At 29.8% G+C, this 24,549-nt stretch carries 23 protein-coding genes; all 23 read right to left on the bottom strand.

Annotated elements, in window-relative coordinates; genetic code table 11:
- Positions 1-82 precede the first annotated feature (82 nt).
- Complete coding sequence (gene rny, locus KGF38_RS09750; RefSeq protein WP_054269964.1) at positions 83-1,624, bottom strand: ribonuclease Y; 1,542 nt, start codon at positions 1,622-1,624, stop codon at positions 83-85.
- 151 nt (positions 1,625-1,775) lie between these two features.
- A complete protein-coding gene (gene recA / locus KGF38_RS09745; RefSeq protein WP_054269812.1) occupies positions 1,776-2,846 on the bottom strand; it encodes a recombinase RecA in 1,071 nt (356 codons plus the stop codon).
- A 283-nt stretch (positions 2,847-3,129) separates the two neighbouring features.
- On the bottom strand, positions 3,130-3,672 hold the full coding sequence (pgsA, locus tag KGF38_RS09740; RefSeq protein WP_054269811.1) for a CDP-diacylglycerol--glycerol-3-phosphate 3-phosphatidyltransferase: 543 nt from the start codon (positions 3,670-3,672) through the stop codon (positions 3,130-3,132).
- Complete coding sequence (gene rimO / locus KGF38_RS09735) at positions 3,659-4,993, bottom strand: 30S ribosomal protein S12 methylthiotransferase RimO (RefSeq protein WP_074178905.1); 1,335 nt, start codon at positions 4,991-4,993, stop codon at positions 3,659-3,661. Before rimO ends, pgsA begins: the two co-directional genes overlap by 14 nt.
- Positions 4,987-6,039 (bottom strand): tRNA 2-selenouridine(34) synthase MnmH, encoded by a 1,053-nt coding sequence (mnmH, locus tag KGF38_RS09730; protein ID WP_054269809.1) that lies wholly within the window; start codon positions 6,037-6,039, stop codon positions 4,987-4,989. The genes rimO and mnmH overlap by 7 nt, the downstream gene beginning before the upstream one ends.
- A gap of 2 nt (positions 6,040-6,041) precedes the next feature.
- Complete coding sequence (locus KGF38_RS09725; RefSeq protein ID WP_074178904.1) at positions 6,042-8,453, bottom strand: FtsK/SpoIIIE family DNA translocase; 2,412 nt, start codon at positions 8,451-8,453, stop codon at positions 6,042-6,044.
- Positions 8,454-8,575: 122 nt separating this feature from the next.
- Entirely contained in the window at positions 8,576-9,310 is a 735-nt protein-coding gene (locus KGF38_RS09720) for a ClpP family protease (protein WP_054269807.1), read from the bottom strand.
- A gap of 112 nt (positions 9,311-9,422) precedes the next feature.
- On the bottom strand, positions 9,423-10,646 hold the full coding sequence (gene dapG / locus KGF38_RS09715; protein ID WP_054269806.1) for an aspartate kinase: 1,224 nt from the start codon (positions 10,644-10,646) through the stop codon (positions 9,423-9,425).
- 9 nt (positions 10,647-10,655) lie between these two features.
- The gene (locus KGF38_RS09710) at positions 10,656-10,901 is read right to left on the bottom strand and encodes a YlmC/YmxH family sporulation protein (protein ID WP_003419503.1); all 246 of its coding nucleotides are present in this window, start codon (positions 10,899-10,901) and stop codon (positions 10,656-10,658) included.
- A 35-nt stretch (positions 10,902-10,936) separates the two neighbouring features.
- On the bottom strand, positions 10,937-12,184 hold the full coding sequence (locus KGF38_RS09705; protein ID WP_074178903.1) for a M16 family metallopeptidase: 1,248 nt from the start codon (positions 12,182-12,184) through the stop codon (positions 10,937-10,939).
- 156 nt (positions 12,185-12,340) lie between these two features.
- A complete protein-coding gene (locus KGF38_RS09700; protein ID WP_074178902.1) occupies positions 12,341-13,084 on the bottom strand; it encodes a polysaccharide deacetylase family protein in 744 nt (247 codons plus the stop codon).
- A 187-nt stretch (positions 13,085-13,271) separates the two neighbouring features.
- Positions 13,272-15,383, bottom strand: coding sequence for a polyribonucleotide nucleotidyltransferase (gene pnp / locus KGF38_RS09695; protein WP_054269803.1), 2,112 nt, complete (start codon positions 15,381-15,383; stop codon positions 13,272-13,274).
- Positions 15,384-15,506: 123 nt separating this feature from the next.
- Positions 15,507-16,352 (bottom strand): DegV family protein, encoded by an 846-nt coding sequence (locus tag KGF38_RS09690; protein ID WP_074178901.1) that lies wholly within the window; start codon positions 16,350-16,352, stop codon positions 15,507-15,509.
- 239 nt (positions 16,353-16,591) lie between these two features.
- On the bottom strand, positions 16,592-16,849 hold the full coding sequence (gene rpsO / locus KGF38_RS09685) for a 30S ribosomal protein S15 (protein WP_021384061.1): 258 nt from the start codon (positions 16,847-16,849) through the stop codon (positions 16,592-16,594).
- 103 nt (positions 16,850-16,952) lie between these two features.
- Entirely contained in the window at positions 16,953-17,882 is a 930-nt protein-coding gene (locus tag KGF38_RS09680; RefSeq protein ID WP_054269801.1) for a bifunctional riboflavin kinase/FAD synthetase, read from the bottom strand.
- A 131-nt stretch (positions 17,883-18,013) separates the two neighbouring features.
- On the bottom strand, positions 18,014-18,919 hold the full coding sequence (gene truB, locus KGF38_RS09675; RefSeq protein WP_054269800.1) for a tRNA pseudouridine(55) synthase TruB: 906 nt from the start codon (positions 18,917-18,919) through the stop codon (positions 18,014-18,016).
- A 12-nt stretch (positions 18,920-18,931) separates the two neighbouring features.
- Complete coding sequence (locus KGF38_RS09670) at positions 18,932-19,915, bottom strand: DHH family phosphoesterase (RefSeq protein WP_141668741.1); 984 nt, start codon at positions 19,913-19,915, stop codon at positions 18,932-18,934.
- Positions 19,896-20,276 (bottom strand): 30S ribosome-binding factor RbfA, encoded by a 381-nt coding sequence (gene rbfA, locus KGF38_RS09665; protein ID WP_054269799.1) that lies wholly within the window; start codon positions 20,274-20,276, stop codon positions 19,896-19,898. The genes KGF38_RS09670 and rbfA overlap by 20 nt, the downstream gene beginning before the upstream one ends.
- A 42-nt stretch (positions 20,277-20,318) precedes the next feature.
- Positions 20,319-22,256 (bottom strand): translation initiation factor IF-2, encoded by a 1,938-nt coding sequence (infB, locus tag KGF38_RS09660; protein ID WP_054269798.1) that lies wholly within the window; start codon positions 22,254-22,256, stop codon positions 20,319-20,321.
- Between the two features lie 21 nt (positions 22,257-22,277).
- A complete protein-coding gene (locus KGF38_RS09655) occupies positions 22,278-22,589 on the bottom strand; it encodes a L7Ae/L30e/S12e/Gadd45 family ribosomal protein (RefSeq protein ID WP_054269797.1) in 312 nt (103 codons plus the stop codon).
- Positions 22,579-22,860: an RNase P modulator RnpM gene (gene rnpM / locus KGF38_RS09650; protein WP_003419469.1), complete on the bottom strand. Its 282-nt coding sequence runs from the start codon at positions 22,858-22,860 to the stop codon at positions 22,579-22,581. The genes KGF38_RS09655 and rnpM overlap by 11 nt, the downstream gene beginning before the upstream one ends.
- Before the next feature lie 6 nt (positions 22,861-22,866).
- On the bottom strand, positions 22,867-24,021 hold the full coding sequence (gene nusA, locus KGF38_RS09645) for a transcription termination factor NusA (RefSeq protein ID WP_074178899.1): 1,155 nt from the start codon (positions 24,019-24,021) through the stop codon (positions 22,867-22,869).
- Positions 24,022-24,051: 30 nt separating this feature from the next.
- Positions 24,052-24,513: a ribosome maturation factor RimP gene (rimP, locus tag KGF38_RS09640; protein WP_054269795.1), complete on the bottom strand. Its 462-nt coding sequence runs from the start codon at positions 24,511-24,513 to the stop codon at positions 24,052-24,054.
- Positions 24,514-24,549 lie beyond the last annotated feature (36 nt).

Genomic DNA, 24,549 nt, shown 5'->3' with positions numbered 1-24,549 from the left:
GCCACAAGATATATTATTTATATCTTGTGGCAAATCTAAAATTCTAAAAATATTTTTTATTATTATTTAGATATTATTTCTTTTATTTGGCGTACTCTATAGCTCTTGTTTCTCTTATTATACTTACTTTTATTTGTCCAGGATACTCAAGTTCATCTTCTATTTTCTTAGTCATATCTCTAGCTAATAAGTGTATCTCTTCATCATTTATAGCCTCTGGTTTTACCATTATTCTGATTTCTCTACCAGCTTGTATAGCAAATGATTTTTCTACACCTTCATATGAATTAGCTATTTCTTCTAGCTTTTCAAGTCTCTTGATATAAGCTTCTAAAGTTTCTCTTCTAGCACCAGGTCTAGCAGCTGATATTGCATCTGCTGCTGTAACTAATACAGCTTCTACAGTTTGAGGTTCGTAATCTCCATGATGAGTGCTCATTGCATGTATAACTTCTTTAGATTCTTTATAACGTCTAAGTAAATCCATACCTATTTCAACATGCGTACCTTCCATCTCATGGTCTACAGCCTTACCTATATCATGTAGTAAACCTGCTCTTTTTGCTAATCTAATATCTGCTCCTATTTCAGCAGCCATTATACCAGCTATATGAGCAACTTCTATAGAGTGTTTAAGGACATTTTGTCCATAACTAGTTCTATAGTTAAGTCTACCTAATAATCTTATTAGTTCTGGATGAATTCCATGTACACTAGTTTCAAATGCAGCTTGTTCACCATATTCTTTTATAATATTGTCAACTTCTTTTCTTGCCTTTTCAACCATTTCTTCAATTCTAGCTGGATGTATTCTTCCATCTGCTATTAGTTTTTCTAGAGCAATTCTTGCAATTTCTCTTCTTATTGGATCAAATCCTGATAAAATTACAGCTTCTGGAGTGTCATCTATTATAAGGTCTATACCTGTTAAAGTTTCTAAAGTCCTTATATTTCTACCTTCTCTACCGATTATTCTACCTTTCATTTCATCATTAGGTAAGTTTACTACTGTTACAGTAGTTTCTGCTACGTGATCTGCTGCACATTTTTGAATTGCATATCCTATAATTTCTCTTGATTTCTTATCAGCTTCTTCTTTAGCTTGACTTTCTATCTCTTTTATCATTATAGACATTTCACGTCTTACATCTCTCTCTGCATTTGTTAAAATTATTTCTTTAGCTTTATCAGAAGTAATTCCTGATATACTTTCTAATTTTTCCAATTGCTGAGATTTAATTACTTCAACCTCTTCTTCTTTCTTTTCAACTACCTTTAGTTTTTCGCTTAGATTTAATTCTTTAGATTCTAAATTTTGTAATTTTCTATCTAAGACTTCTTCTTTTTGTACTACTCTTTTTTCATATTTTTGTACTTCTGTTCTTCTTTCTCTGTTTTCTCTTTCAGCTTCTGTTCTCCACTTATGGATCTCTTCTTTAGCTTCTAATAATTTTTCTTTTTGTACTGTTTCTGAGTCGTGGTGTGCTTTATCTATTATTTCTTTGGCCAAGTTTTCAGCTTGTCCAAGTTTTGCTTCAGATATATTTTTTCTAACAAAATATCCAGCTATAATACCAACAGCTGCACCTATTACAATCATTACTACACTATCTATGACATCCACCTCCTTCGTTAATAATCCCAAAATGTCATCACTATGATTAAAAAATATTCCTAATAATTAAAATTAAATTTAGATATTTTATCCTCACTTAATTTTATAATTTTTTCAACATTGTGTCAAGCTAATAGGGAGCGTGGCATGTCTTTAATTACTAGTTATTTTTTTGTATTTTTACTTCTTCTTCTACAATTTCTTTTGATACTGGGTTACTTGATTCTTCACTTTCTCCAGTTAAGTTGTAAAATGCTCTAACTTTCTCGTCTATTTCATTAGTTAAATCCAAATTATCTTCCAAGAATTTTTTAACATTTTCTCTTCCTTGTCCAAGTTTAGTATCATTGTAACTATACCATGAACCTGATTTTTTAACTATATCTACGTCAGCAGCTATATCTAAAAGGTCTCCAATTTTTGAAATACCCTCTCCATACATTATATCAAATTCAGCTTGTTTAAATGGTGGTGCTACTTTGTTCTTAACAACTTTAACTCTCGTTCTACTTCCTATGACTTTATCACCTTGTTTTATTGTATCTATTTTTCTAACATCCAGTCTAACTGATGAATAAAACTTTAGTGCACGTCCTCCAGTAGTAGTTTCTGGATTTCCAAACATTATTCCTACTTTCTCTCTTAACTGGTTTATAAATATAGCAACACAATTTGATTTTTTAATTGAACCAGTTAATTTTCTAAGTGCTTGAGACATAAGTCTTGCTTGTAAACCTACATGAGAATCACCCATATCTCCATCTATTTCAGCTTTTGGAACTAATGCCGCTACTGAGTCTATTACTATTATATCTATCGCTCCACTTCTTATTAATGCCTCTGCTATTTCTAAAGCTTGTTCACCTGTATCTGGTTGAGATATTATTAGGTTATCAACATCCACGCCCAATGCTTTTGCATATACTGGGTCAAGTGCATGTTCTGCATCTATAAATGCAGCTATTCCTCCCTCTTTTTGAGCTGATGCTACACAACTAAGCGCAACAGTAGTTTTACCAGAAGATTCTGGTCCATATACTTCAACTATTCTCCCTCTAGGTAGACCTCCTATACCAATTGCTATATCTAAACCAATTGCTCCTGTTGATATAACATCTATAGACATAGACGTTGCTTCTCCTAATTTCATTACTGAACCTTTACCAAAATCTTTTTCAATTTTACCTAAAGCTTCATTCAACGCTTTTAACTTTTCTTGATCTACACTCATCTCTATACCATCCCTTCATTTATCTACAAACATTTGTTCTCTTGTTATATATTAATTATATAACATAAATCAAACCTAGTCAATTTAAAAACGCTACTAATGATTATATTTTTATTCATTACTTTTTATTTATAAACCATTATTAATAATTATATACACAAAAGAAAATATTCTTAAAATGAAAAGAGGTATACTATAATAGTATACCCTTTTTTACATTTTTAAAATTTTTAGTTGTTATTTTTTATTAATTAATCAATTATTTTTTCTTTATAAGTCATTTTTACTTAGAAGACATAAAAAGCTCTTTATTTTTATATAGGTATTCCCACCCTGAATATAAAGTAAGTAATGTCGCTATAAGTATAAGAATTCCACCCACATTTAAGATTAATCCACTCTCAAACTGAGCTCCTATCAATAAAAATACTATTGACACCATCTGAGTTATAGTTTTAAGTTTTCCACTGTTACCAGCTGCTATTACTTTACCATCTGCAGCTGCTATAGCTCTTAATATACTTACAGTAAGCTCTCTAGCTACTATTATAATTACCATCCAACTACTTACAAGATGGTCTTCTATCATACATGTAAGTGCAGAAATTACTAATAGCTTATCTGCTAATGGGTCCATAAACTTTCCAAAGTCAGTAACCAAGTTGTATTTTCTAGCTATTTTTCCGTCTAATGCGTCAGTAATTGAAGCTATTATAAAAATAATACAAGCTATTAAAAACTTATTTGGTACATTGAGTAACATAATTAAAACAAATACTGGTATTAAAAAGATTCTAAACAAAGTTAATTTGTTAGGCAAGTTCATATAATACATCTCCCATTAAATCGTATTCCATTGCATCATTTATTTGAACACTTACGAATTCTCCTACTTCAAGATTGTCCACACTTTTTACATATACTATACTGTCAATTTCTTCCGCATCACCTTGTGTTCTTCCTGTATATACATTATCTTCTATCTGCTCTTCTATTAAAACATCATATATCTTTCCTATTTTTTTATCATTAAGTTCTTCAGATATTTTTTGTTGAATCATCATTAAAGTATCTCTTCTTTGTATTTTTATTTCCTCATCTATATGATTAGGTAATCTATCTGCTGGTGTATCTTCTTCTCTTGAATATGCAAATGCACCAAGTCTATCAAACTTAACTTCTTTTACAAAATCCACAAGTTGTTTAAAATCATCTTCTGTTTCACCAGGAAATCCTACTATTATTGTAGTTCTAAGTATTGCATCTGGTATATTACTTCTTATAAGATTTATTTTATTTAATATATCTTCTTTACTAGTTTTTCTATTCATTAATTTTAAAATATTATTACTTGCATGTTGAATTGGCATGTCAAAGTAACTACATATATTATCGTGTTTTTTTATAACTTGTACCAATTCTTCTGTTATAGATTCTGGATATGAATACATAACTCTTATCCACTTAAATCCATCTATCTTTGCAAGTTCTTCTAAAAGTTCTGGCAATTTTTCTTTTCCATACAAATCAAAACCATATTTGGTTGTATCTTGTGCTATAACTACAAGTTCTTTTACTCCAGATTCAGCTAGTTTATTGGCTTCTTTAATTATATCTTCAAATTTTCTACTTCTATATTTACCTCTTAATTTTGGTATTATACAATAAGTACAATTATTAGAACATCCTTCTCCGATTTTTAAATATGCCATATAACTAGGTGTAGATAGGTATCTTGGTAAATCTTCATTAAACACAAACTCTATATCATCAAGACTTACAATTTGATGTTTTTCACTTAATTCTTTAAGTATCTCATCTATGTTTTGATAGCTCCCTGTACCTACTATAGCATCTATTTCTGGAATTTCAGCTTTTAATTCTTCAGAATATCTTTGTGCCAAACACCCTGTTACTATCAACAACTTTAAGTTACCAGTTTGTTTTAATTCTGCAAATTCTATTATTGTATCTATTGATTCTTGTTTAGCCGATTCTATAAATCCACATGTGTTTACTATAATTACATCAGCTTCTTCAAAATCTCCAATTAATTTATAGCCTTTTTTATTTAAAATTCCCATCATTATTTCTGCATCCACTAAATTTTTTGAGCATCCTAATGATTCCAATGCTATTTTTAACATTCCTTCTCTCCTTCCAATATGCTCTCATATAGGTCCATAACATCTTCTAAAGCTTTTTGTGTATCATTAAAGTTTATAACTTTATCGTACTTATACTTCTCTACTGAATGCATATAAAGTGGGTCGTAGTATTCTAAAAGATATCTTTCTACAAGCTCTTTATATTTACCTGATTCTAATAACTCAATATAGCCATCTACTACTTTATTACCCAATCTTTTTCTAAATTTATTTATACATTCTTTTAAGACATCTATATTATCTTTATCATAAATATAGTCTCTACAAAGTCTATTAACTCTATTTTCAATATTACATTCTAATAGTATATGATGTCCTTCTCGTATCATAGCATCAAAAATCTCATTTGGAACTGTAACGCTTCCAACTCGTTTACTTTCACTTTCAACAAATATATAGTCCTCCTTTGAGAAAAATATACTTTCAAATAACTTAGTTTCAAAATTCTTTTGAGATGGTGGTTTTTTATCAAATGTTATAAAACCAAAAGTAGAACCACTATTTTTAGCTATACCTTCCAAATCCAATACATCTATTCCTTTTTCCACTAATAGATGTAATAAGTCAGTCTTTCCTACTCCAGTCAATCCATGAACAGATACAAAGTTTTTTGTATCCATTACATTTCTTAAATATTCTAAAACAAAGTTTCTATATGACTTATATCCACCTTCAAGTTGATATACATTTACACCTAATGATGATAATACATTTACTATACTTCCACTTCTCATTCCACCTCTTGCACAATATATAACAATATTATCATAATTTGTTGCAAGATTTGCTGCTTGTAGATACATATCTTTTAACTTATACGAGACATAGTCAAAACCCTTTTGTATTGCTTCATGTTTTCCTTGCATTTTGTAGATTGTTCCAACTTCATTATGCTCATTATTTTTAAAAATAGGCATATTAATCGCATTTAATATATGGTCTTCTTCATATTCACCTTCTGTTCTTACATCTACAAATATTACTTTCTCTAGCTTAAGTGCTTCTTCTATTTTTATAACTGACAATTCTATTCACCTTCTAAATTCTGCAAATCTTGTTTGCTTATTAATACCTTTCTCGGTTTACTTCCCTCACTAGCTCCAATTATGCCTCTTTCCTCCATAGAATCTATAAGTCTAGCTGCTCTATTAAATCCTATTTTAAATCTTCTTTGTAACATAGAAGCAGATGCTTGACCACTCTCCACTACAAATTCTATTGCTTCACTCAAGAATTCATCTTCATCACTACTCTTTGAAGTATTAACCTTAGATATAGTTTCAATTATATCTTCTTCGTATTTTATTCCATCTTTAACCTGACTCTTTACAAAATCAATTACTTTTTCTGACTCGCTCTCTGATATGAATGCACCTTGAAGTCTAACTGGCTTTGCTGCACCAAGTGGGTAAAATAACATATCTCCCTTACCTAGAAGCTTTTCTGCACCACCCATATCAAGTATTGTTCTCGAATCAGTTTGAGATGATACTGCAAATGCTATTCTAGATGGTATATTAGCTTTTATAACCCCTGTTATAACATCAACAGAAGGTCTTTGAGTTGCTACAATCAAGTGCATTCCAGCAGCTCTTGCCATTTGAGCTAGTCTACAAATATAGTCCTCTACATCATTTGCACTTGCCATCATTAAGTCTGCCAGCTCGTCTATTATTATTACTATTTTAGGTAATTTTTCTTCAGATTTCTCATTATAACTTGTTACGTCTTTTACTTGAGCATCTGCAAAGAGTTTATATCTTCTATTCATCTCAGTAACTGCCCAGTTCAAGGCATTAGCAGCTTTTTTAGGGTCAGTAACTACTGGTATTAATAGATGTGGTATCCCATTATAATTTGCAAGCTCAACTACTTTTGGGTCTATTAATAGTAGCTTTACTTCATCAGGATTTGCCTTATATAATATACTACTTATTAATGTGTTTACACATACACTCTTTCCTGAACCTGTAGAACCAGCTATTAGTAAGTGTGGCATCTTACCTATATCTCCAATTATAATTTTACCTGCAACATCTTTTCCAAGCCCCATTGCAAGAGGAGAATTAAAATTATTGAATTCTTCGCTTTCTAGAACTTCTCTTACTCCAACCATTTGAGCTTCTTCATTTGGAACTTCTATTCCAATTGCACTTTTCCCAGGAATTGGTGCTTCAATTCTTATACTTTTAGCTGCTAAGCTTAGAGCTATGTCATCTGTTAAATTTACAATTTTACTTACTTTGACTCCTGGACTTGGCTGTATCTCATATCTAGTTATAGTAGGTCCAACTGTAACTTGATTAATTTTCGCTTCTACTCCAAAATCTGATAATGTTTTTTCTAAAAGAGAAGCATTTTTTAACACTTTCTTTTTACCATTTTCATCAGATTTCTTATTTACTTTATTTAAGAGTTCAATGCTAGGCTTCTTATAGTTTGAATAATCTTCATTAACTGATTCTGCTATGATACTCATAGGTTGAGTTTTTTCTATATTTAAGTTAGGTTTGTTTATATCAACTTTTTTTTCTGGTTTAATATCTACAACTGAATTTTCATTTGTAGCTTTTTGTAATTCCTTTAAAACATCTAACTCTGGCATACTCTGAGTTCCTTCTAATATTTCTAAATACTCATCTTCTGCTTTATTAAATCCAACTATTTTAATAGTCTTATCATCTACACCATCACCATTTTCTTCTTCAAAATATTCCTCTTCTTCATCCTCATCATTACGACCTTTTGACATTAACCCTTTAAAGAAACCTGGTTTCTTGTTTATAGTGGTTTCATCTACTTCATCAGTCATCATATCTATTGCAGATTTCTTCATATTTGCAATTTTATCTTTAAACGTTAAATTACTGTCTTTTGATGCTTTAGATTTTGATTTTGCATTTGATACCAAATCTTTTATAGAAATATTAAATATAAACATGATAGAAAGTATAAGAGCAAATACACTTATTAACCATCCACCTGCTATACCAAATATTTTACTCATATAATATGCAATAGTAGTTGCTATCAAACCACTACCTTGTCCACTCACACCCATTTTCATAACATCATCAAACATGTTACCTTTTAGTGGACTATCTACAGGAAGAGTTCCTGCATTTAATAATCCATAAAATACAAAGATAAATAAAATAATTATGTAGTATAATTTAGTCTTTCTTAGCCTATATATATATTCATTTCCATCAAAAAATCCTAAAAGTCCTGTTATAATTACTATAAATGGTATTGCTATGGAAAGCCCCCCAAATAGTCCTTTAAAAAGATTCTGCATTAACACAGGTACCCATCCCATAGAGTTAGAATTTAAACTATATAATAAAAATACACCTATAAATATCGTTATTAAATTATGATATTCTGCGTTAAAACTTAAGGTATTTACCTTCTTTTTTTTCTTCTTTTTCGTGGCCATTAATATCACTCCTTATTTTTAGCAAGTTTTACCCCTTCACAGCAAAAAGTGCTAATGCCTTAACACTAACACTCCTACTTTATTACATCATTATATCATAAATTTTATTATTTAAACAAATTTTAATCATTATTTTTTTCTTCATCAGATTCTTTTATAAGCTCTTTTAGTTTTTTAAGAGCTTCCTTTAGTCCTCCAACTTCATCTATAAGCCCATAATCTACAGCTTCTTTTCCTATCAATACACTACCAACATCACTTACAAGCTCATCTTTTTCATGCATAAGTTTCTCAAGTACATCTTTTTTGATATTTGATGTTCTTATTATAAACTGAATTATTCTATCTTGCATCTTTTTAAAATACTCAAAAGTTTCATTTATACCAATCACAAGACCAGTAGTTCTCACAGGATGTATAATCATAGTTGCTGTTGGTGCTATAAATGAGTAATCTCCTGCTGTAGCAAGAGGAACTCCTATACTATGACTTCCTCCTAAAACAAGAGTAACCACTTTCTTAGATGTACTGTTTAAGAGTTCTGCAATAGCTAGACCTGCCTCAATATCTCCTCCAACAGTGTTTAAAACAACTAACACACCTTTAACCTCATTACTCTCCTCAATTGAATATAACATTGGAATTATATGTTCATATTTTGTGGCTTTTTTTTGAGGATTTCCTATAAAATGACCTTCAATTTCTCCAATTATTGTCAGACACTGAGTATCCTTAGGAGGCTGAGGTGGCATTTCATTAGTACCAAATTGCTTTATACACTCTCTTTCTTCACAACTAGATTCTCTTCTACAACTATCTTTATCAAATGGTTCATTGTCTTCTCTATAATCTTTCATAAAAAAACTCCTATCAAAATCATATTTAACTTAGTTTTACCAAATAAATCAAATATATTAAGATATACGTAAAATTATTAAAATTTGAATAAAAATAGTTGTATTATAGTGTTTATTTTACATAAAATTGTTGGTGTATTGCATGTACTGCTGTGTGCATATCTTCTTCACTAACTAAACAAGATATAGTCATGTTTGAGTCTGATGTTTGTAAAAGAGATACTCCTGCCTTTGATAATCCTCTAACTACCTTTGACATGATACCAGACATTTCATCTGCAATTCTTGAACATATCAATGTTACTTTGGCACAATCTCTATTTACTTCATAATCCAATTCAAATTTATCTAGTATTTCCTTTAAAGCTTTTATATCAGCATCTTCAATAACAAATGCTTTTTCTGATATAAAGAAGTTTATCATATCTATAGTTATAAGTTTATCTTCTATCTCATTTAATACTTCTGTAAACACTTCTTCTGCTGATTTAATCTTAACTTGGGCTACACTATCTTTGTTTGCAACAGCAACATTAAAGTCTTTTTCTTGTTCATATTCTATATTTTCTTCTAAGTGTCTACATAAAGAACCTATTTTTGTACCTTCAAAAGTTGGGTTCATTGTATTTTTTATAGCTAAAGTTATATTGCCACTTTTAGCTAATTGTACTGCTCTTGGGTGTATTACCTTTGCACCTTTATCAGCCATTTGGAATACTTCTTCATAATCTATAAAACTTAATACTTTAGCATTTGGTTCTACTCTAGGGTCTGCTGTCATTATACCATCTACATCAGTGTAAATTTCAACTGTTTCACATTCTAAAGCTTTCCCAATAGCAACTGCTGATGTATCACTTCCTCCTCTTCCAAGGGTAGTTATTTCTCCATCATCTGTTACACCTTGGAATCCAGCTATAACTACAACTTTGCCATTGTCTAAAGCTCTTTTTACCTTTTTAGGATTTATATACTTTATTTTTGCATTAGAATATTCATCACTTGTAATTATACCTGCTTGTTGACCAGTAAAGAAAACAGATTCTATACCTTGTGCATTCAATAAGTTAGCAAGAATTGTTCCTGATATTATTTCACCACAAGACATTATTAAATCAAGTTCTCTCTTATTTGGTTCGTCATTTACTGCACTACACAAATTTATAAGTGTATCTGTTGCATATGGAGCTCCTTTTCTACCCATTGCTGAAACTACTAGTACTAATTGTAATTCTTCATCATTCTCTTTGTATGCTTTTACTATCTTACATACTTCATTCATTTTTTCATATGATTCTACTGATGTCCCACCAAACTTTTGCACTAAAATACTCATTTTTTCCTCCTAAATATATCCCTCATATTCTATAATTATCATGTCATTACCTATTTTTTTCACATTTCTCCATGGTACTTCTAAAAATGACTTATCTTTTCTTCTGGCAAAAAAACCTTTTTCTTTTGGAATTAAAAGCGCTAATATACCGCCTGTAGTTTCATCTAATATAAGGTCACATTCTCCAATGACCCCCAATCTTTCTCCTGTGACCAAGTTAACTATTTCCTTACCTGCTATTTCAGATAAATTCATATTTTTATACCTCCAGAGATTTACTTTTTAAGATATTAATCCAGATGTAGAATCTTTTCTACATCTCTTCCAACTATACATGTACCAATATTTTCGATATTGAATACCTTATCAACAACTTTTTTTACTGAATTAATATCAACATTATTTATACATTCAAGTATTTCATCTGTAGTTTTTACTTTTTTGCTAAGTAACATAGATTTACCAGTAGACATCATTCTACTGCTAGTACTTTCTAAATCCAATATATAATTGCCTTTTAATTGCTCCTTACTTTCAAATATTTCTTTTTCTGTAAGATAGTTTTTCCTTATATTTTCAATTTCTTTCTTTATTAAATTATAAACATCTGGCAAGTTTTCTGTACTCATACTTGCAAATATGCCTAATTCACCACACTTTCTGTACAATGTCTGTGATGAGTATATAGAATATACTAAACCTTTTTCCTCCCTTATTTTCTGAAAAAGTCTTGAGCTTATACTTCCACCAAAAATATTATTCACTACTGCCATTGAATACACTTCATCATCATTTTCAAATGGAATACCTTTTAGGCACATAGCTAAGTTTACCTGTTCAGTATCTTTGTTTTTTGATATAAAGCAAGGATTAAATTTAGCCTCACTTATTTCTATATTCAACCTTTTCTTTTCCCAGTGTCCAAATTTCGATTTGATTTTTTCTACCATATCATCAAAATTAAAGTTTCCAGCTATAGAAATAACAGCATTATTTGGAATATAATACTTGTTTAGGTATTCTAACATAGACTCCCTAGTTATATTATATAGAGAATCTTTTGTACCAATTATATTCATTCCTAAACCATCATTAGCATATATATTTTCTACTAACAAATCATAAGATAAGTCATCTGGAGAATCTTCATACATCTTAAGTTCCTCCAATATTATAAGTCTTTCCTTATCTATATCATTTTTATCAAATCTAGAGTTTAGTATCATATCACTTAATACATCGATTCCTGTATCTATATGCTCATCTATTAATTTTACATAATAACATGTACATTCTTTACTTGTAAATGCATTTATTTGCCCACCTAAATTGTCTATTGAGTTAGCAATCTCTTTTGATGTTCTATTTTTGGTTCCTTTAAACATCATATGCTCTATAAAATGAGAAGTTCCACTCACCTGTTCTTCCTCTATTCTAGAACCTGCATTTATCCAAATACCTAATGTTATTGACTTTAGATATGGTATTTCTTCACCAATTATTGTAAGCCCATTTTCCAGTATTTTTGTCTTATACATTACATTCTCCTAAAAATTTATTCTTTGTTTTATATTGGATTATTGAAAACACTATGTTTTAATTATATTTATTTTTATATGTATTACATTATAAGTCAGTCTTTTAATTAATTCAACTACAACTTATACAATCTTAATCAAATATTTATACTTTGTCTACTTAAACACATCACTGAGTTTACCTGGTTTTAGTCCTTTTTCCCTTACAATTGCTATAATATCATCTATACATTTTGTTGTTGCATCTGTTGGGTGCATTAATATTATACTATTATCTTTAATATCTTTTTTCTTCATTCTATCAATTATTACTTCTGGTTGGTCTTTATATTTCCAGTCTATAGTGTCAGCATCCCATTTTATTGATGTATATCCTAATGCTTTAGCTGCTTTTACTGTCTCTGGACCGAAAGAACCTGATGGTGCTTGAAAAAATTTAGTTTTTTCATTTATTATTTCTTCAATTATTTTTTTAGATGTCTCTATTTGTTCATAATTGTCTTCGTATGATAGTGTTGAATAGTCTAAATGTTTGTATCCATGATTGCCTATTTCATGTCCCTGTTTTTTTATCTTCAATAATTCATCCTTATTCTTTTCTGCCCACTTACCAGTCACATTAAAAGTAATTTTTACATTTTCCTTTTTAAGTGTCTCTAAAATGGATTCTACATACTCTGTTTCCCATCCAAGGTCTATGTTACAAGTTAATGCAACATATCCACTTTTATCTTTTGTACCTCTTTCATATGGTAAATCTACCCCATTAAAGAAGTTGAATACTGGTTTATTATTGAACATTTTTAATACCATTACTCCTCCTGATAACCCCAATAATAAAACTAAAATCAGTATTATTATTTTCTTGAGTTTACTCTTGTTAAGTACCATCATTATCATTAAAACTCCCCCTAATTATGTACAAATTGTTTCTTATTTAATACTATTAAAAGAAAGCTTTATTTATGCACTAAATATAATGTAAATACTTTTTTAAATGTCAATATAATTTGTATCATTTAAGAAGATATATATTTACAATAAAAAAAGCAAAATCATAAGATTTTGCCTTTAATTATTTATTATATTATTTATTTTTATGTTCTGGTTTTGGTAAAAGAACTTTTCTTGATAAATTAACTCTTCCTTTTTCATCTATTTCTGTAACTTTAACTTCAACTTCATCTCCTATATTTAATACATCTTCAACTTTAGCAACTCTTTCATGAGCTATATGAGATATATGAAGTAATCCTTCTTTTCCTGGAAGTATTTCAATAAATGCTCCAAAGTTCATTATTCTACTTACTTTACCTTTATAAGTCTTTCCTACTTCTGGCTCGATTACTATGTTATTTATAAGCTCTTGAGCTTTCTTAATCATATCAATCTCAATACCTGATATAAATACTTCTCCAGTTTGTTCGATATCTATTTTAACTCCAGTTTCATCTATTATCTTAGTTATAATCTTTCCACCAGGTCCTATTACATCCTTTATTTTATCAGGATTTATTTGCATCTTAACAATCTTAGGTGCATATGGTGAAAGTTCTGGTTTTGGCTGAGATATAGTTTTTCTCATTTCTCCTAATATATGGATTCTACCTTCTTTAGCTTGTTTTAAAGCTCTTTGTAGAATTTCCTTATCTATACCATCTATTTTTATGTCCATTTGTATTGCTGTTATACCATATTCTGTACCAGCCACTTTAAAGTCCATATCTCCTAAATGGTCTTCCATACCTTGTATATCTGAAAGTACTGCAACTTTACCATCATGTTTTATAAGTCCCATAGCTATACCTGCAACCATATCTTTTATAGGTACACCTGCATCAAGTAAAGATAATGTTGAACCACATACACTTGCTTGAGATGTAGAACCATTTGAACTTAATACCTCAGAAACTAATCTAATAGCATAAGGGAAGTCTTCTTGAGATGGTATAACTGGTAATAAAGCTCTTTCTGCTAAAGCACCATGTCCTATTTCTCTTCTTCCTGGTCCTCTTGATGGTCTAGCTTCCCCAACACTATATGCAGGGAAATTATAATGATGCATATATCTCTTATTTTCTTCTTCATCTAATCCATCTAGCTTTTGAACATCTCCTAAAGCACCTAAAGTAGCCACATTAAGTACTTGAGTTTGCCCTCTAGTAAATATAGCTGAACCATGAGCTCTAGGTATCATACCAGTTTCACACCATATAGGTCTTATTTCCTCTAGTTTTCTATTATCTGGTCTTACATTTTCATGTACTATAAGTTTTCTTACTTCTTCTTTTATTATATCTTGTAATACTTCTTCTATATCTCCAATGTAATCTTCAAAATCTTCAAGAGTTTCTTCAAAATGAGCTAAAGTTTCTTCTTTAACTCTATCCATATTTTCCATTCTCTCTAATTTTTCAAAAGTTTGAACTGCTTCTTTCATTTTATCAGTTGCAAATTCACGAACCAATTGAGTTATTTCTTCCCCTGCATGGTACAATTCCACTTCTAATTTTTCTTTCCCAACTTCTGCAACTATACCTTCTATAAACTCAACCACTTTTTTTATTTCTTGATGAGCAAATAAGATAGCTTCTAGCATCACATCATCAGGAACTTCATCTGCTCCAGCTTCAACCATCATTATAGCTTCTTTTGTACCTGAAACAACTAAGTGCATTGAACTTTTTTCTCTTTGTTCTGCATTTGGATTTACAACAAAGGCACCATCTACAAGACCAATACATACTGAACCAGTTGGTCCATTAAATGGTATGTCTGATATAGAAAGGGCTATAGAAGAACCTATCATTGCTACTATGTCTGGTGTGCAATCTTGGTCCACTGATAAAACAGTTGCAACTACCTGAACGTCATTTCTAAATCCTTTTGGGAATAATGGTCTTATTGGTCTGTCTATCAATCTTGATGTAAGTATCGCTTTTTCTGAAGGCTTACCTTCTCTTTTTAAAAATCCTCCTGGTATCTTACCTACAGAGTATAATTTTTCTTCATAATCTACACTTAAAGGAAAAAAGTCTATTCCGTCTCTAGGTTTAGCCGATTTAGTTGTATTTACCATTACCATACTATCACTGTATCTAACTATGCAACTACCACTAGTCATTTCGCAAATTTTTCCTATTTCTACAGAAAGTTCTCTTCCTGCAAAATCCATTTTAAATATTTTATGTTCAAACATTAATGCTTGTCCTCCTCTTATTAAAAACACGTATATCACTCTATTTACTATATTATCAAAAATACTATAAATTAACAATATAAAATTATCTTTGCACATATATGCAAAAAGCTTATATTACTGCTAATTAGAACAACTTATAGCTAATATATCTGGTCCTGTATGAGAGCAAATAGAAACTCCTCCTCGAGTAAATAATACTCTTCTTGCTTTTATTCTTTTGTTTACTTCTTCTTTTAATATTTCACAATCATGTAGATTGTCTCCACAACCGATTGTAACAATTTTTCCTTCTAAAGAACCTTCATTCATTTCTAAAATTATATCAACCAATTTGCTTGCTATATTCTTTACTCCTCTAACCTTATTTACCAACTTAGCTTCCCCATTATCAAAGAAAAATATAGGCTTTATATTTAACATATTTCCTATCAAAGCAGTTGCAACTGGAACTCTTCCACTCTGTTTTAAAAAATCAAGTGTATATGGTGCAAAAAGTAATCTCACACTACTACGAGTATTTTCTAACTCATCTATGATTTCCTCAAATGCTAATCCTTCTTCAAGAAGTTCACATGCTTTTATAATATATTGCCCACTACCAAGAGATAAGTTTCGAGTATCAAATATATGTATTTTTTCATTTCCAGCTACATCATTTTTAGCTATCATAGCACTTTGAAAAGTTCCTGAGGCATTTGATGCTCCTGTCATACAGATTATGTGATAACCCTCTTCTATAAACTTATCAAACACTTCTTTAAATTCCATATATGTAGCTTGCGATGTTTTAGGTATTTGTTTGATTTCTTTTACCTTTTTATAAAACTCTTCTTTATTTATATCTACTCCTTCTATATATTCTCTATCATTAAAAATAACTGTAAGTGGAACTATTTCTATATAATCTTTTTCTGATATTTCATCTGGAATATCACATAAACTATCACATACTAACTTTATTTTCAAAATAATATCCTCCTTATTCCAACTAATTATACTGTTATAAAGTTTCTATATTTATCTTGTCTTTCCTCTTAAATTGATTATGTATTTATATACTTCTCTAATATTCTTACCCAATATTATTCATTTTATAATTTTTTATAATATATAAACTACTTTTATTATTAACTATTTTACTTTATAATGAATTAACTATAAAAAAGCAGGTATACACTATACCTGCTTTTTTATAAAGAATGAAATTACTTTCTTAATCCTAACTTAGCTATTAATGCTCTATATCCTTCAAGATCTTTTTCTTTTAAGTAAGCTAATAAGTTTCTTCTTCTACCAACCATTTTTAATAGTCCTCTTCTTGAATGGTGGTCTTTTTTATGAGTTTTTAAATGTCCATTTAACTCGTTTATTCTAGCTGTTAATAAAGCTATTTGTACTTCTGGAGAACCAGTATCTCCTTCAACTCTTCCAAATTCTTTGATTATTTCTGATTTGTTTATCATTTAGATTACCTCCGTATTTTTTTAGAAACGCCTATTACTAAGCATTGATTGGAGTATTCAAATGCCGAGTAACGGTTATTTTCCTTAATCATTTTATCATACATTACTTGTTTTTGCAAACATAGTTTTCATATACGTAATTTGTGTCATTAAACAATTGATTTTTTAAGTCATCTATTGAATTAAACTTTCTTTCATCCCTTATTCTTTCCAAAAATTCAACAATTATATTTTTACCATAAATATCTCTGTCAAACTCTAAAATATTGGTTTCAATAGATAAAGATTTTCCATTGACTGTTGGATTATAACCTACATTTGTAGCGCCAAAATAAGTCTCATCTCCAATATGTACAATAGAAGCATAAATACCTCTTTTAGGAACGAGCATGTTATTCTTAAGGTCAATATTTGCTGTTGGGAATCCCATAGTTCTTCCAAGGTGTTTAGAATGTATAACACAACCTTCTAACTCGTAATTACGACCTAAATACTCTTTGACATTAGTCATATCACCTTGGGATACTAAACTTCTAATATAAGTACTACTCACTCTTACATCATTTATTTTGATTGGCTTTATTACTTCCACCTCAAAACCATATTCATCTTCTAAGCTTTTTAATAGATTCACATTGCCTTCTTTTGCTCTTGCAAACGTAAAGTCATGTCCAATTACTATTTTTTTGGCTTTTAATTTTTTTACTAGTATCTCATCTACGAAATCCTTTGCAGGTATTTTAGTCATATACTCATCAAATGGTATGATTACAACTATATCTATTCCCAAGTCTTCTAATAATTTTATCTTATCATTGTTACTTATGATATTTTTTGTTGAGTTTGGTCTAAAGTAATTTACAGGATGATTTGCAAATGTAAATACAATACTCTGTATATTTTCTTTTTTTGCATATTCAACTGTTTTTTTTATAAGAACTTGATGTCCTTTGTGCACACCATCAAAGTTTCCTATGGTAATGACACTTTCTTTTATGTTTGCTATTTCTGCTATAGATTTTATAATCACCATAATAAATGTTCCCCGCTAAAATTATAATTTACTCTTAACTTATTCACAAACTATTATAGCATAAGTAAAAGAGATAGACTATAGAAGTTATTATAGTACTATCTCTTTTGGCATTCTTTTAAATACATTAATTATATGAACATCTTATCACTTTTAACACTTATCGTATTATTGTGTTTTGATAATTTTCCTAATCCTAAGAAGTTATCTGTACTATATACTCTTACAAATTCATCATTCTTATTGAGATTATTTTTCAAAAATCTTTTATCATCTATTGAACCACCATTACTATAATATTTTATGGCATTAGGATTTAGTACAATATAATTAAACGAATCTAGTACGTAGTCTATATCGTATAAGTATTTATCTAAAGTTTTATTTTCATAAAATAGTTCTAGTTCTTCTAGTGTTATCGAATTATCTAAATCAAATTTACCAGAAGATGTCCTATTCAAAAATGACATATGTGCTCCACAACCTAGGTATTCTCCTATATCATGACAAATACTTCTTACATAAGTCCCTTTAGAACATTCAACATAAAACATTACCTTGTTACCTTTTATACTGAGTATTTTTATGTCTTTTATATTCACTCTTCTAGTTTTTAAAGTAATTTCAGATTGTCTACCACTTCTTACTAAATCACACATTCTCTTTCCATTTACTTTTAAAGCTGAGTAGATTGGAGGAAGTTGACTTATTTCTCCTCTTTGTGTATCAAAAGCTTTTTCTATATCTTCATTACTCAATTTGAAATTATCAACTTTTTTTAAAATTTCACCTGATGCATCATAAGTATCTGTACTAATACCTAAAGTAAGCTCACATATATATGATTTATCCTTATTTAAAATAACTTCACATACTTTTGTAGCTTTTCCTATACAGATTGGTAAAACACCTGAAGCATCTGGGTCAAGAGTACCTGTATGACCTACTTTTTTTATATTTAAAATTTTTCTCACTCTACTTACAACATCATGAGATGTCATGCCTGTAGGTTTCAATATACTTATAATCTTATTCATTTTTCTGTCACCTTAAATTGATTTTAACACTGCCTCTAATACCATTTTTTTTGCATTATCAATACTATCTTTAATAGTACATCCAGCAGCTCTTACATGACCACCACCACCAAATAACTTGGCTATTTCACTTACATCAACATAATTTTTTGACCTAAAACTTACTTTAATTTCATTTTGTTTTTTCTCTTTAAATAAAATTCCAACCTCAACATCTTTTATGTCTCTTGTATATGTTGTTATTCCATCAACATCGTTGAAACTTGTATTATTTCTATTCAGCATATCTTGAGTCAAAACTATACTAGATACTTTTGATTCAAATATTTCCAAAGATTTCAAGGCTTCTCCTAATAATTTATAATAATCAGAAGAATTACTTTGATATATATTTTGTATTATAGTATTTTTTTGTGCACCTAAAACAAGTAAATTCTTTGCCATTTCAAAGCTACTTGCATGGACATTTGAATATGAGAAGTTTCCAGTATCAGTTACAAGACCTGTATATAAACATGTCGCTATATCTTTATTTATAATCTTAATATCTTTTATTTGCTGGAATCTAATCAATAAATTATAAACTAGTTCACATGTAGAAGATGCATCCTTATCTACATAATTTAAATCTCCATATGAATCATTACTTGCATGATGGTCTATACAGATTAATTTTGATGCATTATTTTTGATTTCATCACTTACACATATTCTTAGTTCATCTCCACAATCAAGTGCTATTAGGGAATACTGATTCATATCAAGTTCATTAGACTTATAAATTTTTACATCTTCAACCAAAAACTTTAAATTTAATGGAGCTTCATCATCAAGTACATAATATACTTTTTTTCCTAAGTTTTTTAGTGTATAATACATCGAAAGTGTAGAACCAATATTATCTCCATCTGGGCTAATATGAGAGGTAACTATAAAATAGTCACCCTCATAAATATAGTTTATAATACTATCAATATTATTCATCATAATTTTCATCCTCATTTTTTTGAGTATTTTTTTCATTAACTCTTTTTATAAGGCTATCCATATACATTCCTTTTTCTATTGAATCATCAATTTTAAACATTATTTCAGGAATATATCTAAGTTTTATATTTTTTCCTACTTCTCTTCTTATATACCCTCCAGCACTTTTAAGTCCTGTTAGTGTAGATTCTTCATCTCCACCTAAAATACTTACATATACATAAGCATATCTTAGGTCATTTGTAACTTCTACATCAGTTACACTCACCATAGATGTTATTCTAGGGTCTTTTACTCCATTTATAAGCATAGTACTTACTACTTTTCTTATTTCTTCTGCTATTCTTCTTGTTCTATTATATGATGCCATACCATCGACCTTCTTTACTAACTGATTTTCTTTGATACGAATTTATAATTTTCTTTCTACTTCTTTAGTTATATAAGCTTCTACTACATCGCCTTCTTTTATATCGTTGTAATTTACAAAACTCATACCACATTCGTATCCAGAATTAACTTCTTTTACATCATCTTTAAATCTCTTAAGTGCTGCAAGCTCACCTTCATGTATTATTATACTATCTCTAACTAATCTTACTTTACAATTTCTAAATATCTTACCATTAGTTACATAACATCCAGCTACTGTTCCAACACCAGATATTTTATATATTTCTCTTATTTCAGCTTTTCCTGTTTCTTCATCAACATATTCAGGGTCTAACATACCAGTCATAGCAGCTTGTATATCTTCTATAGCCTTGTATATTATAGTATATGTTCTTATATCAACATTTTCTTTTTCGCCTAGAGATTCTGCACCTGGAACTGGTCTTACATTGAATCCTATTATTATTGCGTTAGAAGCTGCTGCAAGTAATATATCTGATTCTGTTACAGCTCCAACACCTCCATGTATTACTTTAACTTGAACTTCTTCATTTGATAATTTTTCTAAAGATTGTTTAACTGCCTGTACTGAACCTTGTACATCTGCTTTTATAACTATATTAAGGTCTTTTATAGAACCTTCACTCATTTGACTAAATAAATCATCCAGTGATAATCTTTGAGTTGATTTTAACATTTCATCTCTAACTATTTGCTGTCTTCTTGCTGCTACACTTCTAGCAATCTTGTCAGTTGGAACCTCAACAAATTGGTCTCCACCTTGTGGAACTTCTGATAAACCTAATATCTCAACTGCTGTAGATGGTCCTGCTGTCTTTACTCTTTTACCTTTTGCATTTATCATTGCTCTAACTTTACCACATGCAACACCTGCAACTATTGGGTCACCTACTGTTAAAGTACCACCTTGAACAAGTACTGTTGCAACTGGACCTCTTCCTTTATCAAGCTCAGCTTCTATAACAGTTCCTACTGCTCTTTTATTTGGATTTGCTCTTAATTCTTCCATTTCAGCAACCAATAATACCATTTCTAAAAGTGTATCTATTCCTTCTTTTTTCTTAGCTGATACTGGAACTGCTATTACTTCTCCACCCCAGTCTTCAACTAATAGACCTTGGTCTGCTAATTCTTGTTTTACTTTATCTGGATTTGCACCTGGTTTATCTATTTTATTGATAGCAACTATTAAAGGTACTTCTGCTGCTTTAGCATGGTTTATAGCTTCTACTGTTTGAGGCATTATACCATCGTCTGCTGCAACAACTAATATTGCTATATCTGTAACTTGTGCTCCTCTTGCTCTCATTGATGTGAAAGCCTCATGTCCTGGAGTATCTAAAAATACTATTTTTTGTCCATTAATTTTAACTTCTGAAGCACCTATATGTTGAGTTATTCCTCCTGCTTCACCTGAAATCACATCAGTTTTTCTTATTGCATCTAGTAGAGATGTCTTACCATGGTCAACATGTCCCATAACTGTAACAACTGGTGGTCTAGCCTTTAAATCTTCCTCTTTATCTTCTTCAATTTCCATTAAAGCTTCTATTTCTAAAGCTTCTGTATCATCACTTTCAGCTACTGTTAGTTCAAATCCATAGTCTTGAGCAACTAAAGCGGCAATTTCAAAACTTATCTCTTGATTTATTGTTGCCATAGTTCCCATTTTCATAAGCTTCATAATTACTTCTGATGGAGATTTATCTAACTGTGTTGCTAATGCTTGAACTGTTAGCTTTCCATCTATCTCTATAACATTTTCATTTTCTTTAGATGAAGCTTCTAATAATTCCAATACTAAATCTAATTCTTCACCTTCTAATACTGAATCTTTATCAGCTACATTTATATCTAATTCAGCTAACTTATTCATAAGCTCTTCATTTGATATATTTAATTCTTCTGCTATTTGGTATACTCTTGTTTTTGACACAAGATCACCCCCTATTTTATTTTAAATTTCTATTAGTTCAATTATCTTTTTAGAAAAGTTTTCATCTTTTATTCCTATAACTGCTCTTGGAGATTTTCCTATTGCAAATCCTATTTCCTCTTTTGTTGAAAAAAATAGATATGGAATATTTCTAAAAGTTGATTTATCCTTAAAAAGTTTTTTAGTATTATTTGATGCATCTTCTGCTATTAAAACCAACTTTACTTTTCCTTTTTTTAAATCAAGCAAAGTGGAGTCATCACCAGACACTATTTTCCCTGCACGAGTTGCTAGCCCTAAGAATGAAAGTATTTTTTCTTTATTATTTTTCATATTCTTCTAACTCCATAAGTAGATTATCATAGACTTCATCAGGAACATCTATTTTAAAAGCTTTATTTAATGCTTTGCTTTTGATGGCTTTTTTAAGACATTCAGAGCTTTTACACACATATGCTCCTCTTCCATTAGCTCTTCCTGTTGGGTCTAAAAATATTTTTCCTTCTTTATTTTTAACTATTCTTATAAGCTCTTTTTTAGAGTCTCTATCTTGACATGCTATGCATTTTCTTTGAGGCACTTTTTTTACTTTTTTCAAAATCATCCCTCCTTACTCTTCTTCACTAAAATTATCATCTGAAGTATCTAACTCTTCTTGGTTGATAAATTCAGCTTTAACATCCTCATCTTCTATTTCTTTGGAATTTTCAAGATTTAACATTTCTTGTTCTGCTTGAGATTCGCTTTTAATATCTATTTTCCAGTTAGTCAATTTTGCTGCAAGTCTTGCATTTTGACCTTCTTTACCTATAGCAAGCGATAATTGATAATCTGGAACAATTACTAAGGCAGACTTTTCTTCTTCATTTATATCTACTCTAACAACTTTTGATGGGCTAAGTGCAGCTGATATAAACTCTGCTGGGTCTTCACTATATTTTATTATATCTATTTTTTCATCACCAAGTTCATCCACTATATTTTTTACTCTAAGTCCTTTTGGTCCAACACAAGCTCCAATTGGGTCTATTTTTTCATCTATAGATCTTACTGCCATTTTAGTTCTTGACCCTGCTTCTCTTGCTACAGATTTTATTTGAACTATCCCTTCATATATTTCAGGAACTTCTTCTTCAAACAATCTCTTTACTAGACCTGGATGACTTCTTGATACAACTATTTGAGGTCCTTTGTTAGTCTTTTTAACTTCAAGTATATAGAATTTTATTTTTTGACCTGCTTTATAATTTTCAAACGGTATCTGCTCACTTTGAGTCATTATACCTTCTATTCTTCCAAGGTTAACATAAACAATGTTTTTATTTGCTCTAGCAACCTCTCCTGTAACTATTTCATTTTCTTTTTCTATAAATTCATTATACACTATTTCTCTCTCAGCTTCTCTTATTCTTTGAACAACTACCTGTTTTGCTGTCTGAGCTGCAATTCTTCCAAAGTTTTTAGGAGTAACTTCATGCTCTATGATATCGCCTAATTCATAATTAGGATTTATCTCTCTAGCATCTGCTAACTCTATTTCTAAGAAAGTATCATATAAATCTGATTCATCAACAACGACTCTTTGAGAGAATACTTTTATATCTCCCTTATCTCTATCAAACTCAACTCTAACGTTTTGTGCTGAACCAAAGTTTTTCTTATATGCAGTTAAAAGAGCTTGTTCTATAGTATCTATAAGTATCTCTTTATCTATACCTCTATCAACTACTAATTCATCTAGTGCTTCCATAAATTCATGATTCATTTTTTTATTTCCTCCCTATTTAATATACCACTAAAACTTTATTGCTAATCTGACAATAGCAACATCTTTTCTATTAAATTCCATTTCTTCACTATTTACAATGATTTTTATATTATTATCTTCTGTTAGTCCCACAAGTTCACCTTCAAATTGTTTACACCCATTTAATGCTTTATATAATTTCAAATCTACATCTCTACCTTTGTATCTTACAAAATCTCTATCTTTTTTTAATGCTCTATCAAGTCCTGGAGAAGATACTTCTAAAAAATAATTCTCCTTTATAGGGTCTTTTTCATCTAATATTGGGCTTAATTCTCTACTAACTAATTCACATTCATTTAAAGATATTCCTTCTTCTTTATCTATGTATACTCTTAAGTAGTATTCTCCCGCTTCTTTTACATATTCAACATCAACCATTTCAAATCCATGTTCATCTGTTATTTTAGTTACAATCTCTTCAATTGTAGCTTCTAAATTTTTTTTCATTAAATTTCCTCCTATTCAATTGTAAATGACCAGTTC

It is taken from the genome of Clostridioides sp. ZZV14-6387 (assembly GCF_020657835.1).
GTDB lineage: Bacteria > Bacillota > Clostridia > Peptostreptococcales > Peptostreptococcaceae > Clostridioides > Clostridioides difficile_A.
The sequence above is the reverse complement of the archived record's forward strand: the minus strand, read 5'-3'. Positions and strand labels throughout refer to the sequence as shown.